The sequence below is a fragment of the Haliscomenobacter sp. genome (assembly GCF_965225875.1).
In the GTDB taxonomy this organism is placed as follows: domain Bacteria; phylum Bacteroidota; class Bacteroidia; order Chitinophagales; family Saprospiraceae; genus Haliscomenobacter.
This window is the reverse complement of sequence record NZ_CBDDBS010000002.1, coordinates 755,542-770,541: the sequence shown is the minus strand read 5'-3', so window position 1 is coordinate 770,541 and position 15,000 is coordinate 755,542. Positions and strand designations below refer to the sequence as shown.

At 48.7% G+C, this 15,000-nt stretch carries 11 protein-coding genes; 4 read left to right on the top strand and 7 right to left on the bottom strand.

Features of this window, described 5'->3' with window-relative positions:
* Nucleotides 1-265: 265 nt before the first annotated feature.
* Together ACO08K_RS05965 and ACO08K_RS05960 are read right to left on the bottom strand one after the other, a co-directional pair.
* The gene (locus ACO08K_RS05965; protein WP_421795486.1) at nucleotides 266-2,593 is read right to left on the bottom strand and encodes a glycoside hydrolase family 3 N-terminal domain-containing protein; all 2,328 of its coding nucleotides are present in this window, start codon (nucleotides 2,591-2,593) and stop codon (nucleotides 266-268) included.
* A 120-nt stretch (nucleotides 2,594-2,713) separates the two neighbouring features.
* Nucleotides 2,714-4,072, bottom strand: coding sequence for an erythromycin esterase family protein (locus ACO08K_RS05960; RefSeq protein WP_421795485.1), 1,359 nt, complete (start codon nucleotides 4,070-4,072; stop codon nucleotides 2,714-2,716).
* 184 nt (nucleotides 4,073-4,256) lie between these two features.
* Between ACO08K_RS05960 and ACO08K_RS05955 the strand changes: the two genes are divergently transcribed.
* Both ACO08K_RS05955 and ACO08K_RS05950 read left to right on the top strand, forming a co-directional pair.
* Entirely contained in the window at nucleotides 4,257-6,734 is a 2,478-nt protein-coding gene (locus ACO08K_RS05955; RefSeq protein ID WP_421795484.1) for a glycoside hydrolase family 9 protein, read from the top strand.
* A gap of 188 nt (nucleotides 6,735-6,922) precedes the next feature.
* Nucleotides 6,923-7,231, top strand: a complete 309-nt coding sequence (locus ACO08K_RS05950) for a hypothetical protein (protein ID WP_421795483.1) — start codon at nucleotides 6,923-6,925, stop codon at nucleotides 7,229-7,231.
* Nucleotides 7,232-7,312: 81 nt separating this feature from the next.
* Here the strand turns inward: ACO08K_RS05950 and ACO08K_RS05945 are convergent, their stop codons facing one another.
* From ACO08K_RS05945 to ACO08K_RS05930, 4 genes are all read right to left on the bottom strand, one after another.
* Complete coding sequence (locus ACO08K_RS05945) at nucleotides 7,313-7,708, bottom strand: SMI1/KNR4 family protein (RefSeq protein WP_421795482.1); 396 nt, start codon at nucleotides 7,706-7,708, stop codon at nucleotides 7,313-7,315.
* Nucleotides 7,709-7,847: 139 nt separating this feature from the next.
* Nucleotides 7,848-9,029 (bottom strand): serine hydrolase domain-containing protein, encoded by a 1,182-nt coding sequence (locus tag ACO08K_RS05940; protein WP_421795481.1) that lies wholly within the window; start codon nucleotides 9,027-9,029, stop codon nucleotides 7,848-7,850.
* A 117-nt stretch (nucleotides 9,030-9,146) separates the two neighbouring features.
* Nucleotides 9,147-9,773 carry a hypothetical protein gene (locus ACO08K_RS05935; protein ID WP_421795480.1) on the bottom strand — a complete coding sequence of 209 codons (627 nt, stop codon included), beginning with the start codon at nucleotides 9,771-9,773 and terminating at the stop codon, nucleotides 9,147-9,149.
* A gap of 523 nt (nucleotides 9,774-10,296) precedes the next feature.
* On the bottom strand, nucleotides 10,297-11,550 hold the full coding sequence (locus ACO08K_RS05930) for a cation:proton antiporter (protein WP_421795479.1): 1,254 nt from the start codon (nucleotides 11,548-11,550) through the stop codon (nucleotides 10,297-10,299).
* A 174-nt stretch (nucleotides 11,551-11,724) separates the two neighbouring features.
* On the opposite strand from ACO08K_RS05930, the gene ACO08K_RS05925 reads away from it, so the two are divergent.
* Nucleotides 11,725-13,005, top strand: coding sequence for a TIM barrel protein (locus ACO08K_RS05925; protein WP_421795478.1), 1,281 nt, complete (start codon nucleotides 11,725-11,727; stop codon nucleotides 13,003-13,005).
* Nucleotides 13,002-14,339: an FGGY-family carbohydrate kinase gene (locus ACO08K_RS05920; protein WP_421795477.1), complete on the top strand. Its 1,338-nt coding sequence runs from the start codon at nucleotides 13,002-13,004 to the stop codon at nucleotides 14,337-14,339. Before ACO08K_RS05925 ends, ACO08K_RS05920 begins: the two co-directional genes overlap by 4 nt.
* On the opposite strand, the gene ACO08K_RS05915 is transcribed toward ACO08K_RS05920, so the two are convergent.
* Entirely contained in the window at nucleotides 14,332-14,940 is a 609-nt protein-coding gene (locus ACO08K_RS05915) for a trimeric intracellular cation channel family protein (RefSeq protein ID WP_421795476.1), read from the bottom strand. The two genes, ACO08K_RS05920 and ACO08K_RS05915, sit on opposite strands and share 8 nt — an antisense overlap.
* Nucleotides 14,941-15,000: the final 60 nt, after the last annotated feature.

The window sequence follows — 15,000 nt, the reverse complement described above, 5'->3', positions numbered from 1 at the left end:
GCGATCGTATGGACAAAGGGCCTGCGGAATAGATTCTTCACCACATTGGCTAGAATGATGCCTTGTTTTAATCGATGGCTTGGATGGATAGACGTGTAAAAGGCAGCTTGCCCCGGTGAGGTGGTGGGAAAAAAATGTAAGGAGGGCGGCAAATGGGGGAGATGGCTAAGGTGCCTCTTTGGTGCCTTAAGATTCTTAGGTGGTGAAAAGATGTTTTTTTTCACCACCTAAGGAACCAAAGGCACTTAAGAGGCACCTCAGAAAATTATTTCTTCTTCGGTACATACTTCGCCGTACGTGCATCCTGAATCACCCCTTTCCAGTTCATCCCAAAACCGAAGGTGTACACGTGCCCGGCGGCATCCTTGTGGCATACCATATCGTGGGGAGCATCTTCAGCCTGTTTTTCCACTACGCTCATACTCGCTGGCATCTGCATGGGCAGCAGGCCGGAAGGTTCGACTTTGCCCGTCAGGATGTCGAGAATGGCTTGATCCTGGACGCGGAAATTGACGAGAATCGCGTTGGCTTTGCTTTCAAATTCACTGAAAACCATCGGATTGTCTACATTTATGGAAACGATGACAGGTTTGCCCTTCATTTTTTCATAAGTCTCGGTTACCATCGCCAAGTCGCTAATGTTGGTGGCTTTGACCGACTTGTCCTTGTAGGTACGGTTGGTGAAATTTTCCAGCGGGTCGCCCCCCGCAATACTCACTGCCCGGGCTTCAGTCGCTTTGTATTCGCCGTATTGCAGGCTGATCGGGAAGTACCCATTGCCGCCTTTTTTGACATCATCGGCCTGGTAGCCGTTGCCCGTGTTGGGGCTGCTGATGAAGGCTATCGCCACGTCGGCTTCATCGGGATTGTCGGTTACCGTGAAGTACTTTTTGACGATGTTGATGTTGACCGGATAATCCATTCTTTCCGGGGTCACTTCACCCAGGAAGTTGCGACCAGCCGGGGTGAATTTTTTAGGAACATATACTTTGGTACCTGTTTTTAGTGGCAAGGCTTGCTTTTGATTTTTCAACAAAACCATTGATTTCAATTGGGCCTCATACCCTGCTGCCATAAACTCGGGCTTACCCAACGTTTGTTTGGTGTTCTCCACATCCAGGTAAGGGTTTTCGAATAAACCTACCCGGAAGATGTTTTTCAACAAACGCACCGCCGATTGCTCCATACGTGCGCGCATCCAGGCCTCACCGTGCTCCTTGCTGCCCATCGCGTAGGCTTCGATGATGGGTTTGGCTTCGTTGTTGCCCCCAAACTGGTCCACGCCCGCCATCAAAACCTTGTAATGGCGCTCGGCAATGCTGAGTTTTTCTACACCCCAGGGCTTACCTGCGGTAAAGTTGTCCAGTACGGTTTCATCCCCGGTGATGCCCCAGTCGGTACAAGCTACGCCGTCGTATTTGTACTTGGTGCGCATCAGGTCGGTGATGATGTATTTGTTGTAGCTGTTGCCTACGTTCTCCTTGTTCTTGGTATCCTGATTCCAGGAAATGGTGTAATATGGCATGACCGCCGAGGCCATCATGGTTTTGCCTTTCAACTTGAATGCACCATTGATGAAGGGGATAAAATGCGTCTGGAATTGTTTGCCCGGGTACACCGCAAACTTACCCATGCCGAAGTGGGCATCACGGCCAGCTTCACCGGAACCACCTCCCGGCCAGTGCTTCACCATGGCATTGACGCTGCCATATCCCCAACCATTGGCAATTTCCTGGGCGCCAGTGGAGGTTTGGAAGCCGTCGCAATAAGCCTGAGCCATCACAGCAGCTAGGAATGGATCTTCCCCAAAAGTACCACTGAAACGATTCCAGCGGGGATCGGTAGCAATGTCAACCTGTGGGGACAAGGCCGTAGCAATGCCCAGGGCGCGGTATTCCGTAGCGGCAATGCGGCCAAATTTTTCAACCAATGCCGGATCAAAAGTTGCGGCCATACCCAGTGAACCCGGCCACATGGAAATCGCGCCACCCGCCGCGGCGTTGAATTCAGCGTTGGCTACGGTGCCATGGCGCGGGTCGGAACTGTTGTTGGCCGGAATGCCCAGACCAGTTCCTTCCACCAGGGCCTGCATGTTGTTGTTCCACTTGGCGGCAATTTCGGGCGATTGTACCGTGGTCAGCAGCACGTGGCGCAGGTTATCTTTGGTCAAAAACTCGATTTGTTGGTCACTCAGGTCTTCGGGTTTTGCACCGCTTTCAGGGAAGGGTTTTCCTTTGTAAAGACCAGCAAAATAACCAGTTGCGCGAGCAGGAACGGACTGGTGGCGGCTGTACAGCATCAAACCCGCAATTTGTTCGATGCTCATTTTAGAAGCCAGGTCTTTGGCGCGTACATCGGCGGGTAGGCGCCAATCTTCGTAGGGATCGAGCTGACCGTTTTTGTTCAGGTCTTTAAAGGCAAAACCGGCTACGGTCAGGATTTTCACGCCAGAATTGGGGGAATAACCAATGGCCTGGCCGCCCTGGTTTTGGACCAGGTTAAAACTTCCTTTGGAGGCTTCGGTCCATTTTTGTTGGGCAAAAATGCCGATAGTGCCCAAAAGCAGGATGAGTGTAGTGCAGAGCTTATGCATAATGTCTGTGTTTTAAAACTCTCACAATTTACAGAAAAAAGAATAAGGTTACCTGATGATTCTACTCACCCGCTAATGCAATGGAAAATTGGCCTGGAATGCTCGACGCTTTGGTGTGTTTTAGAATACCTGAGAAGGATTGGTGTTGTCAAAATGGAAAATCACGTCGTACAACTGATCCAAACGGATGGTGTAAAAATAATTTTCAACCTGCTGGGCATTGAAGACAGCCCCAATGGACAAAAAGGGGCGGCTGGAACTCAGGCGGCCATTCCAAAAATAGCGTTTTTGCAAATCGGCGAGTTTTACCCCATAGCGCGGTTCATCAACTTGTGTAAACTGGTCATTGAAGGAATTGGCCAAAGGTGCGTCCAGCCTCATGGTTTCCAGGCGGTTGTTGGTGAGGTTGTACGCTTTAAAATCTCCGCTGCCCATGCTGAATCCAATTACCTGGTAAGCCGTGCCGTATTTGGCTTGGATGTTTCCGCCCAATGACTTGGTACCAAAACTCACGAATTGATCGTTTTTGGCCACATGTTCATTGTGTGCCCAGAGGGCCACTTTTACGTTGCCGTATTGGCTGAAAATCCAATCCAGGTTTTCGGCCATGTATTTTTCCCGGAAGTTAAAGGAGGTTTCAGCGTTAATGATCTGGCTATACTGGATGATTTCGGCCTGGACGATGGTCTCGTACACCCGCCGAATTTGTTGGTAATACGCGGGAGACGTCAATTGAGAAATGGAAGCTGCCCTTTCATCGAGCGCCCGGCCTACTTCGTTGATTTGTGGCAAAACCCCATTGCGGGCTTGTTGAATGCTGTTGAAATTTTCTCCTTTGTACAACTCAGCTTTGACCAATGAACTCAATTTATTGCTCACCTCGCTGGCGAAATTGTTGTCGTAACGACTGAGTAAATTGACCAATTGGGGCACCGACTGGGACGTGAACTGGCAATCCACCCCAACCAGGTGTACTTTTTCAGCGTCGGGTTTGTTGCGGTTGTAATCCTGCATCCACAAAAAAAGCTGCAACACTTCCTCGGTACGCCAGGTCCAAAAATACATTTGCTGCGACATCCAGGCTTTGATGTCGCCCTGTCCACTTTGGATCAGTTCATTCAAGGCCATACAGCCGCCCAAATCGTATTCAAAAGCCAGGTAGCGGAAGCCCTGCTTTTCAACCAGGTATTTAAAAATGCGGTGTTTCATTTGGAAAAACTCCTGGGTGCCGTGAGTCGCTTCCCCCATCCCGACAATTTTGGCATTGCCCAGATTCCCCAAAAAGTCCAGGTCATTTAACGGGAGGCTGGGGTCGGTGGTACTAAGGGGGTGTAAAGTGGCGTTGAGCTCAATTTTGAGGTTTTGCTCAATGGTTTCTTGTAAAGTGGGTTTTACTTCATTTTCAGCTTTGCTACAGGCCAGGGAACTGACCATGATCAGAAGGAGTAACGGAAACGAACTTGAGGCGAAATTTTTCATGATTGCTGGGTTTATATTGAGTTTATATTATGATTCAACAAGGTAAGCACATAATTTGTTCGGGATTAATTTGTGGTGTTAAAACGTTAAAAGAGAGATGGTTAAAGTTTTGTTAAGACTTGTGTTTATTAAAAATTGAGTAGATTGAGTTATCTTAACAGCCTACATCAATCTGCCTGGCTCAATGAAAAATATTCTTCTTCTTTGTATTGGGATTGGTTTGTTGCCTCATTTGCTCCCAGCCCAGTCCACTTGGATCCGCGTCAATCAACTCGGTTACCTGCCCGAGGATAAAAAAGTCGCTGTACTCGTCAGCAAGGAAACACCGCAGGTCAGTAGTTTTGAATTGTGTGAAGAGTTGAGCAACAAAGTGGTATTCAGCAGCCGCAGCATTCAAACCTTTGGGGAATATGCCTCCTTCCGCTCAGGCTGTCGGCTCAATTTTTCCAGCTTCAACCGCGAGGGTCGTTATTATGTGCGGGCAGCGGGGGTACGTTCGCCCAGTTTCCGCATTGCTGATGAAGTATACGCAGGTACTGCCGACTTCATTTTGCGCTACATGCGACAGCAGCGCAGCGGCTACAATCCCTACCTCAAAGATTCTTGCCATACCCAGGATGGCTATATTGTGTACCATCCCGATCCGGCGAAAAATGGTACACACCTGGACGTTTCCGGTGGCTGGCACGATGCTTCCGATTATTTGCAATACGTCACGACTTCGGCGAATGCCACTTACCAAATGTTGTTTGCCTACCAGCAAAATCCGGCCTCTTTTGGCGACACCCACAGTGCCAATGGCCATCCCGGGCCCAATGGCATTCCCGATGTATTGGATGAAGCCAAATGGGGCCTCGACTGGCTGCTCAAAATGAACCCCGCCAAAGACGAAATGTACAACCAACTGGCCGACGACCGCGACCACCTCAAATTGCGCTTGCCCAATCTGGATTCGGTGGTTTACGATCCCAAACAGGGCCTTCGCCGCCCGGTCTACTTCATCACCGGGCAGCCCCAGGGCTTGTTGCGTTACCAAAACCGGACGAAAGGGGTAGCTTCCACCGCAGGTAAATATGCCTCGGCTTTTGCGCTGGGCAGCCGGGTATTGGCACCCTTTTACCCTGAATACGCCCAAAAGTTGTTGCCCAAAGCCTGGGATGCTTATACCTTTGGCCGCAAATTCCCCGGCGTTTGCCAAACCGCTCCCTGTCGTGCGCCTTATTTTTACGAAGAAGACAACTTCGTGGATGACATGGAACTGGCCGCCGCACAACTGCTACAACTTGCTCCTCAGCGCAATGAACTCTTCCAACAAGCCAGCGAATACGCCCAGACTGAGCCAACTACCCCCTGGATGGGCGCCGATACCGCCCGGCACTACCAATGGTACCCTTTTGTGAACCTGGGGCATTATCTGTTGGCCCAGCAGGGTGGGGGAGCAGGTACACCTTTTCGCCAATACCTCCAGGCGGGCATTGAAAAAGTAAAGGCTCGGGGGCAAAACAACCCTTTCTTAAACGGTGTACCTTTCATCTGGTGCTCGAACAACCTCACGGTAGGCATTTTGACCCAACTGCATTTGTACCGTCAACTGACCAAAGACGAGCAATACCAGGAATTGGAGGCAGCCCTACGCGACTGGTTGTTTGGCTGTAATCCCTGGGGAACCAGCATGATTTACGGCTTGCCGGCCGATGGGGATACCCCGGTTGATCCACATTCCGCTTTCACCAATCTCTACCGATATCCTATCGACGGGGGCTTAGTGGATGGCCCCATTTACGGCAGTATTTTTGGCCGGCTGATTGGCATTACCATGCACGAAGCGGATGAATACGCGGAGTTTCAATCCAAATTGGTGGTGTACCACGACGATAACGGCGACTATTGCAGCAATGAACCCACCATGGATGGCACCGCGAGCCTGAGTTACATCCTCTCGGCCTATGAGCAGGAGGGCAAAGCGGCTTCGGATCAACTGCAAAAGGATGTGTACGGTGGTATTCAAGGGATGAATCCGCAGGAGCCTACGATTTATTTGACCTTTACCGGCCACGAGTTTGGGGAAGGCAGCAAATTCATTTTAAAGACCTTGCAAAAACAAGGAATCAAAGCTTCGTTTTTTTTGACGGGCGACTTCTTGCGGACGCCCCAGTTCAAAAGCAGCATCCAACAAATGGTCAAAGCCGGGCATTACCTGGGGCCACATTCGGACAAACATTTGTTGTATTGTGATTGGGGAAAAAGGGACTCGTTGCTGTTGAGCCGCGCCCAATTTGAGCAGGATTTGCAGGCCAATTTGCAGGTCTTAAAAACCTTTGCTCCCACGGCGACCATTACCCATTTTATGCCGCCCTACGAGTGGTACAATGAACAAATTACCAACTGGAGCAAGCAACAGGGCTTACAGTTGATCAACTTTAGCCCCGGCACGGGCACCAATGCGGATTACACCACGCCCAGCATGAGCAACTACCGTGGCAGCGCGCAATTGTACGAACGTCTGCTGGATTTTGAGCAAAAGAACCTCACCCGGCTCAATGGAGCGATTGTACTGATCCATCTGGGGACGGACCCGGAGCGGAAGGATAAGTTTTATCGGAGGTTACCGCAGTTGATAGCGGAGCTGAAGGGGAGGGGGTATGGATTTGGGCGATTTTGAAGTAGCCTCCTGAGGTGAATCCTGAGTGCCTTAGGTTTCTTAGGTGGTGAAAAAGAAAAACCTTTATTTCACCACCTAAGAAACTTAAGGCACCTAAGAGTCACCTAAGGGGGGCTAGTGAAAAATCACCCATTTGCGTGAAAAAACCTTCACTCCATTTTCAGAACTTTGCCCAAAATCAATTCACCATGTTTACACCTGCCCAACGCTTGTACTTCCTGTTTTTGTTCGTCCTGGCCTTCATTATGTTCATCCTGGCAGCCTATACGGCCTGGATCGATCCGGCCATTACCTATGGTTTTTGGCCTGGCATCAAGCATGGTTTTTTTGCGGTGCAAAATGGTTTCATTGGCCTGTTTTCCGGGCGGGAGTATTATGCACCTTTGGTTACCGGAGGATATCGTTGGGGCTATTGGATTGGATTATTTTTGATTCCGGGGATAATTCGGATTGTATTTGAGGTGCTAGGTGTGTTGGTGGAGCATTGGTTGCGGTGAAAGATTGATCGCTATCAGAAAAGTGTGTTGTATGGCATTCACCGGGGCAATCGGAAGGTGATTGCAGTTAAGTTGGAGTGCTTACAATAGCTCTCCCAAAGAATCCGCTACCTCCAGCAACTGTCCCGTCTCATGCACCCACAAAAAAACATTATCCCGCAATTCCGACATGTCCACTTCAGAGGGTAACAACACCAGGTAATCCCCCCAGCCATTTTCGGCAATGGCTACTGCTAGTGGTGGGAAGCCCGGCCAGGTCCGGGCCACGTAAGTTTCCAGCACCAGGTGGTTGCTGGTGCGGCTGATTCGTTTTTCGTCGGCCCGGTCAAAGATGGGAAAAATGGACCAGGAGTGTTCAGTGGTGATGATTTCGCCGCCGTTGTGCTCGATCATTTTGCGTTTATACAGTTCTGGAAGCAAAACAGATAACTCCCGTTCTGCTTCCAGGATGTATTTCGGGTCAAGCGGGAAGGGCATAATTTAAGGTTTATAGGGGAAACTGAACTTTTACCCCGCTCGGGGTACATCTGCGAATGTAATTTAATTCACAGTCCTAAGGAAGCTTTATCCCCGGTTCTACAAAAAAAGTAAAGGGAACTCATGCGGAACAGGTTCATTACTCCTTCATCATTTCATCAACGATCGCTTTGCGGAAATCCAAAAACACCGCTTTCAAATCGCTTTCAGCATCGGTACCGTAATTGATCAGGTAGGCCATCGTGATGTCTTGGTTGGGGAAGTAAAATAAATCCGCCGTATACCCCAGGTCGCGCCCGCGGTGGCCCAATGCGTATTGATTGACTGGTCGATCCAAAAAGTCCTTGCGGATGGTCACCCCATACGCTTCTAGTTCGAGAAGGTCTTCGGCACTCATGCGGGTCATCTCTTGTAGGGTTTTGGCTTGCAGCAGGGTTTTATCCCGCAACAAGGCTTCAATGAAGCGTTGCAGGTCAAACACCGTGGAATAAATCCCACCATACCCATTGCCACTCCCGGTATTCAGGTTGGCGATGTTGACCAAAGTATTGTTGTTGTAGAGGTCAAAATAGCCTTGGGCAACAAAATTGGGCAGGCCTTCGTGCCAGTGGTAGTAGGTATCCTCCAAATCCAGCGGATCGAGGATCTTTTCGCGCAACAATTTAGCGTGGTCTTGTCCCGTAGCGCCTTCAATGGCCATGGCTGCGTAGAGCAGATTGGTGTTGGAGTATTCCAGTTGGGTGCCGGGTTCAAAGACCGGATCGAGACCTTTTACGTATTTCAACAAATCCTCTGGCGTCCAAAACCTGCCTGGGTTATTCAAAACAGCCAGGTAAAAGCTGTTTTGTTCAATGACGTCGGGAATCCCCGAGGTGTGGTTCAACAATTGGCGCAAAGTCACTTCTTTGGCATTGGCCACGTTATCCAAGTGTTTGGCCGCAACGTATTTGCTCAGGGGAGCATCGAGCTCCATTTTTCCCTCTTCAACCAATTTCATGATCAATGCCCCGATGAATATTTTGGTGACGCTAGCTACTTTGGACACCTGACAGGGTTGCATGGCAATCCCCTTATCGATATCGGCCATACCGGCTGCGCCATACCAGGTGCCCTCTTCGTCGCGGATCAAAAGGGAAATACCCGGCAAGCCCTTGCGGACATAGTCGTTCAACACCTTTTGATAGGAGGCAGCTTTGGGGTGTGGGGCTGGGGAGCTTGTACTACAACTTTGGGTGGGTTGAATTTCATCTTGTTTACAGCCCAGAGGCAACAGCAAAACGAAACTCAAGAGCAAAATGAAAGAAGCTTGGATCGTTTTCATGGCGATGTAGTGGGGCAAAAATAAGTGATCATTTTTCCTGAGCCAGAGGATTAGATAAGACACTTAAAATGAAACGTTTATTTATCTAATCCTCTGTCAAAATGATCGCTTATTTTTTTATCGCCCCTGCTTTTGGTGAAAAAATGGGAGACTCAAGCCAAGGTGTAGGGCAGTATTGGGCAAAATGGGAACATATTCATTCACAAAAGGAAACTGCAGATAGAATTGATAGGCCAAAAAGATTCGGGGTGCGTTGGTAGCAGGCAATTGATAACCAAGCCCCAAACTCAAAGAGGCGGTCGCCTGTGGCCGACCCAGGCTCGTTTTTTGCGCATACACACCATCGTTTAGTTCAAAAATCTGGGCAGCGGAGATGGAGTGCAGATACCCCAGTCCAAATCTGCTTTCCAGATCAAGCGGGCCACCAAAATGGTAGCGATACCCCACTTCGCTCATCAATTGCAAGCTGTGTTGGATATAGCGGTGATAATGATAGGCAAACCGGGCCGTTTGAAACCAATCGTGATGCGGGCGGGCACTGTACAGGAATTCGGTACCCAGGGAAATGCCTGGATGCACTGGAGTTCCCCAAACTCCCAATTTACCTGCACCGGGTAAAAGGGTAGCATTGTTGAACAATGAAAGGACGAGTGGGCGTGGTACCTTTTGCTGGGCACTTAAGTTGGTGTTCAACAAACAAAGTAAAGCAAGCCCGATGATCCACCTGATTGGGAGTATTTTCATGTTGTCCTGCTTTTAACTAACGCAGAAAAATTAACTTCCCAATTTGGGTTTTGAATAGGAAGTCGAACGGTTCATTTCAAGTGAGCTTCCTATTCAAAAGCCTCAAAAAAAATTGGGAAGTAATTTTTTGCGTCATGGTAGGTGAATAAATTGTACTATTAAGCTACAACTTAGTCTCTACCCTGGCAGGCATATGGATCAAGTCAGGGGGTGACTTTTGTCATCTGTTTTAAGCACTTTCATTGCTCCGAAGGAATAAATTACTCACATTACGCAGTTTTAAAACGCAGAGTTTCGCAGAGAACACGTAGAGTTTCACAGAGTTAGTTTTAAGGAGTTTTGCCATCTTCGATGGCTGAAGGCCGGGCACTACTGAATTTTGATTTTTTCATACCAACTGCTATTCAGTGCGGCCTCTGAGTAATCTTTGCCATCGTAGATGGCCTAACTTAAAAACTCTGTGAAACTCTGCGTGTACTCCGTGGAACTCTGCGGTAAAAAAATATTTAGTTTTGCCCCACTACTAAGCTTCAAATTCTTCTCCACCCTTTTGATCCTTGCCAAAAAACAACCGATAAAAGGGCAAACTGAGCCCTATTTTTACCAAAAAGAACAAGGCCACGCAGTACAAAGTGCTGAACAAAATTACCGCAAAACATATCGACTGAATGATCACTCCATCCAAATGCCCACGTTGCAGTGGCAAGGTAGCAATCACCGCGGCCCCCAAACCTTTTGGAATCATGATCGACATGATTGACTTGTCCAACAGTGGCGTATCTCTGGTCACGATTAACTTTACAATGATGATGCGGGAAGCATACAGGACCAGGGTAATGATTGCGCCCCACATCAACCAGTCCAAACGATTGATTTGAATGCTGATGCCAATGAATACAAAGAAAAAAGTGCGCAGCAAAAAGACCAGCTCACTGAAAAAATCCTTTTCAATTTGTGATAAAACAATGCTTTGATTGGGGATGATACGCTCCAGCAATTTAGGTTCAAAATACTGCAGGTTGCCAATCGCGATGCCAAAAGACAAGGCGGTGATCGGCCCGCTAAAATTGAGGTATTCCGTAAGCCCGTACAGAATGAATAAAAAGGCGGGAGTAGAAAACTTGGTCGATTTGAGGTTGGGAATTTTGTTGAGGATAAACGACCATAAAAAGGCCCCGCCAATCCCCATCAGCAGCGCAATGACCAATGAGGCAATAAACTGCGACAACACCGTACCCGCCTGAATCTCTCCACTCATCATCAAGCCCAAAATACTCAATGGAATCGCCAAGGTAAACACGTCGGTTTCTGCGGATTCCATGATCAAGGTCGTGGCTGTTTTGGGTTTTACGTCTACTTTTTTGACCAAACCTACTACCACTGCAGAGGAGGTTCCACCTAGCGTTGCTCCAATAAAAAGGCAGGTCAAAATGGGCAATCCCAAGATCAAATAACACATGACGGCCACAGTAATCCAGGTGACAAAAAAGCCCAGGGTAGTGATACCCGCCGATTCTCTAAAAGAAGATTTCACTTCAGAAATCCGCAAATCAGTACCACTTTCAAACAAGATAAAAATGAGCACCAGGTTGCTGAATAAAGGCCCAAACTGGCCAAAGGAAGTAGGATCAACCAGGTGAAAAATTGGGCCCAACAACATCCCAATCAACATCAAACCCAGTACATCCGGGATGCTTCTGCGTTCAAAAATCCCGTTGAGGTAATGCCCCCAGAAAATGAATAAGCCAATGATGATGATGATAATAGATGTTTGCATGGGAATCAGTGTGTATTTACAGATGTACATAAAGCTAAGGAATAATACCGAATGCCTAACTCAAACCATAAATATTTCAATTTTTACAGCAGGAGAGCACAGGATAGCAGCACATCAGGTTTTCATTTATTTTGTAAACATTACCTTTAGGCAAATCAAACAATCTGCACTGCCATGATCGCAAACGACCAAATCCAATACCATAATCAGGCCCAATTGCCTGAACACGAAACCCGGTTGAGCTTTATCGAAGGAGTGTTGGAGCGCAAGGGCTTCAATGCGGCTCAAATTGTTGAAAAAATCCGGGCCTTTCAAATTGCCATCCCCAGTTGGGCCCTGGGCAGCGGTGGCACCCGTTTTGGGCGTTTCAGCATCGGTGGTGAGCCAAGAAATCTGGAGGAGAAAATTGAAGATGTGGGCCTGATCCACCAACTTAACCGCTCGGCCAATTCCATCTCCTTGCACATACCCTGGGACATTCCCAAGGATGTACCCGCCCTCAAACAATTGCTCACGCATCATGGACTGACCATCGATTCGGTCAATTCCAATACCTTTCAGGACCAAAAAGATCAGGCCTACAGTTATAAGTTCGGCTCACTTTGCCACACGGAAACCGTAGTCCGCCAACAAGCCATCGACCACAACATCCAATGTGTGGAATACGGCAAACAGCTGGATTCCAAAGTGTTGACCGTTTGGTTGGCAGATGGCTCCAATTTCCCGGGCCAACACCACTTGCGCCGCGCCTACCAACGCACCGCTGAGTCTTTGGCTGACATTTACAGTGCCATGCCTGATGATTGGACTATGCTCATCGAATACAAGCCTTACGAGCCCAATTTTTACTCGATGATCATCCCCGACTGGGGAACATCCTATTCCTTGTGCCAATCCGTGGGTAAAAATGCGCAGGTGCTGGTCGATTTGGGGCACCATTTGCCCAATACCAACATTGAACAAATAGTAGGCCGCCTCATGCACTTTGGCCGCCTGGGTGGTTTCCACTTCAATGGCTCTATGTACGGCGACGACGACTTGACCACGGGCAGCATCAAACCCTTCCAACTGTTCCTGATTTTTAACGAACTGGTCGACGGCATGAGTGACCCCACGGTGAAAAACCCGAACATCGCCTGGATGATCGATGCGAGCCACAATACCAAAGACCCCATCGAAGATTTGTTGCAATCCGTCAATGGTATCCTTTCGGCTTATGCCCGGGCATTGTTGGTAGACCGCGCTGCCCTGAATCAGGCCCAAGAAGAGAACGATGTCGTCCAAGCTGAAGAACTCCTGCGCGACGCCTTCCTCACCGATGTCCGCCCCTTGGTGGCTGAGGCCATGCGGTTGGACGGCGGCGCCATCGACCCACTGGGCGCTTTCCGCGCAGCTCAGGTAAGGGCAAATTTGATTGAAAAAAGAGGTAAATTCAGTACGGCAACGGGCTTATGAAAACAGCGGCATTTGCAATTTTTGATGTAGGGAAAACCAACAAAAAACTTTTGCTTTTTGATGAGGAATTTCAACCCCTCGAAGAGCAAAGCCAAACTTTTCCAGAAACCAGCGATGCCGATGGTTTTCCTTGCGACGATTTGGGTTTGCTCAATTCCTGGTTGTTGGATCATTGGGAAAACCTGCGCTTGCGTTCGGATATCTTGCTCAAAGGAGTCAATTTTAGTGCCTATGGGGCCAGTTTTGTGCACCTGAATGCCGAGGGTACGGCGATTGGGCCTTTGTACAATTATTTGAAGCCATTTCCCGCAGACTTGCAGACTGAGTTCTATGCAGATATCCAGCGGCAGGAAAGCCAGGATCAGGACGCTTTTGCCGCCATAACCTGCTCGCCTACCATGGGCATGCTGAATTCCGGTTTGCAATTGTACTGGCTGGCCCGCAGCCAATCGGAGGTTTTCCAACAAATCAAAACTGCATTGCACCTGCCGCAGTACCTTTCCTATTTGTTGTCGGGTGAAAAATTCAGCGATTACACTTCCCTCGGTTGCCATACCGCCTTGTGGGATTTTCAGGCGGGAACTTACCACCCTTGGGTCAAACGTTGGGGCATCGATGAAAAGCTCGCTCCCATCACCAAAGATCCCATTGCAACCGTAAAGGATGGGGTGATGATTGGAGTAGGTTTGCACGATAGTTCCGCAGCATTACTGCCTTATTTGTTGCGGGGGAAAGAGCCCTTTTTGCTCTTGTCGACGGGTACCTGGTGCATCAACCTGAACCCTTTTAACGAGGAACACCTGAGCCCGCAGGCGCTGCGTTGTGATTGTTTGGCCTACCTCACGCCCAAAGGTAATCCGGTTAAAGCTTCCCGGGTCTTTTTTGGTCGGGAACACGATCACCAGGTTGAGCGCATTGCGGAGCATTACGGCGTGGAAACTGGTTTTTACAAAAAACTCAATGGCCAGGAAGAAGCCAATATTCAATCCGGCTTTATTCCCGCTTGTATGGAAGGGACTGGCCCCGTACTGGGTTTGCAAAATGGCAACTGGGATTTTTCGGACTGCACTGATGCCATTTCTGCCTACTTCAGTTTAATGCGCGGTTTGATGGATTTGTTAAAAACCTCCATCGAATTGGTTGACAATGGGGTACCCCAATTTTATGTAGATGGCGGCTTCGCCAAAAATCCCATCTTCATGAACATGTTGGCTGCAGATTTTCCCAACAAACAAATTGAGGCGCTCGAATTCCACCAGGCCACGGCATTGGGGGCTTTGATGCACTTGAAAAATGGGCAGGCCTACCAACAGTCGACGCCGCTTTTTACTTGATTGTGGGCAATTTCCAATCGTACTGTATGGCCAACTGACGAATGCCAAACACCACAATGATGGTGACAATCATTTTCCAGCGGAAGTCGAGGCCAAATAGCCCCAGGAACAAATAAAACAAGCCACCCAATAAACACACCGTTACATACAATTCAGCTTTGGGCTGAAACACGAGGGGGATTTCGTTGCACAACAAGTCGCGAAGTACTCCTCCAAAAGTAGCCGAAACGGCACCCATGACTACAGCAACTGCTGGATCAAGCCCCAAAGCCAGGGTTTTTTCCAAACCCAACACGGTGAACAAACCAAGCCCCAAACTATCGAACCACAAAAAGGTACGCGGAAAGCGCAAGATGGTTCTGCGGAAATAATAGACCACGGGTAGCGCTGCGAGAATGGCGAATAAAAAATTGGTGTCTCGCATCCAGCCTACCGGTAGTCGGCCAATCATTACATCCCGAATGGTTCCACCACCTACCGCAGTAGCCCAGCCGATGATCGCGGCGCCAAAAATGTCGAATTTTTTTTCGGCTGCAGTCGCCATTCCGCTGATGGCGAAAACGAATGTACCCAGGAGTTCGAAAAAGTAAATGATGTCCATTTTATCCAGCCTTTTTGCTTATTTTATTGGCGCGAAGATACAACTTACACAACCATAAAC

Excerpts from the sequence above, each read along its gene's own strand:
- ACO08K_RS05965 (WP_421795486.1), bottom strand. The coding sequence starts at position 2,593 with ATGCATAAGCTCTGCACTACACTCATCCTGCTTTTGGGCACTATCGGC.
- ACO08K_RS05960 (WP_421795485.1), bottom strand. The coding sequence starts at position 4,072 with ATGAAAAATTTCGCCTCAAGTTCGTTTCCGTTACTCCTTCTGATCATG.
- ACO08K_RS05955 (WP_421795484.1), top strand. The coding sequence starts at position 4,257 with ATGAAAAATATTCTTCTTCTTTGTATTGGGATTGGTTTGTTGCCTCAT.
- ACO08K_RS05950 (WP_421795483.1), top strand. The coding sequence starts at position 6,923 with ATGTTTACACCTGCCCAACGCTTGTACTTCCTGTTTTTGTTCGTCCTG.
- ACO08K_RS05945 (WP_421795482.1), bottom strand. The coding sequence starts at position 7,708 with ATGCCCTTCCCGCTTGACCCGAAATACATCCTGGAAGCAGAACGGGAG.
- ACO08K_RS05940 (WP_421795481.1), bottom strand. The coding sequence starts at position 9,029 with ATGAAAACGATCCAAGCTTCTTTCATTTTGCTCTTGAGTTTCGTTTTG.
- ACO08K_RS05935 (WP_421795480.1), bottom strand. The coding sequence starts at position 9,773 with ATGAAAATACTCCCAATCAGGTGGATCATCGGGCTTGCTTTACTTTGT.
- ACO08K_RS05930 (WP_421795479.1), bottom strand. The coding sequence starts at position 11,550 with ATGCAAACATCTATTATCATCATCATCATTGGCTTATTCATTTTCTGG.
- ACO08K_RS05925 (WP_421795478.1), top strand. The coding sequence starts at position 11,725 with ATGATCGCAAACGACCAAATCCAATACCATAATCAGGCCCAATTGCCT.
- ACO08K_RS05920 (WP_421795477.1), top strand. The coding sequence starts at position 13,002 with ATGAAAACAGCGGCATTTGCAATTTTTGATGTAGGGAAAACCAACAAA.
- ACO08K_RS05915 (WP_421795476.1), bottom strand. The coding sequence starts at position 14,940 with ATGGACATCATTTACTTTTTCGAACTCCTGGGTACATTCGTTTTCGCC.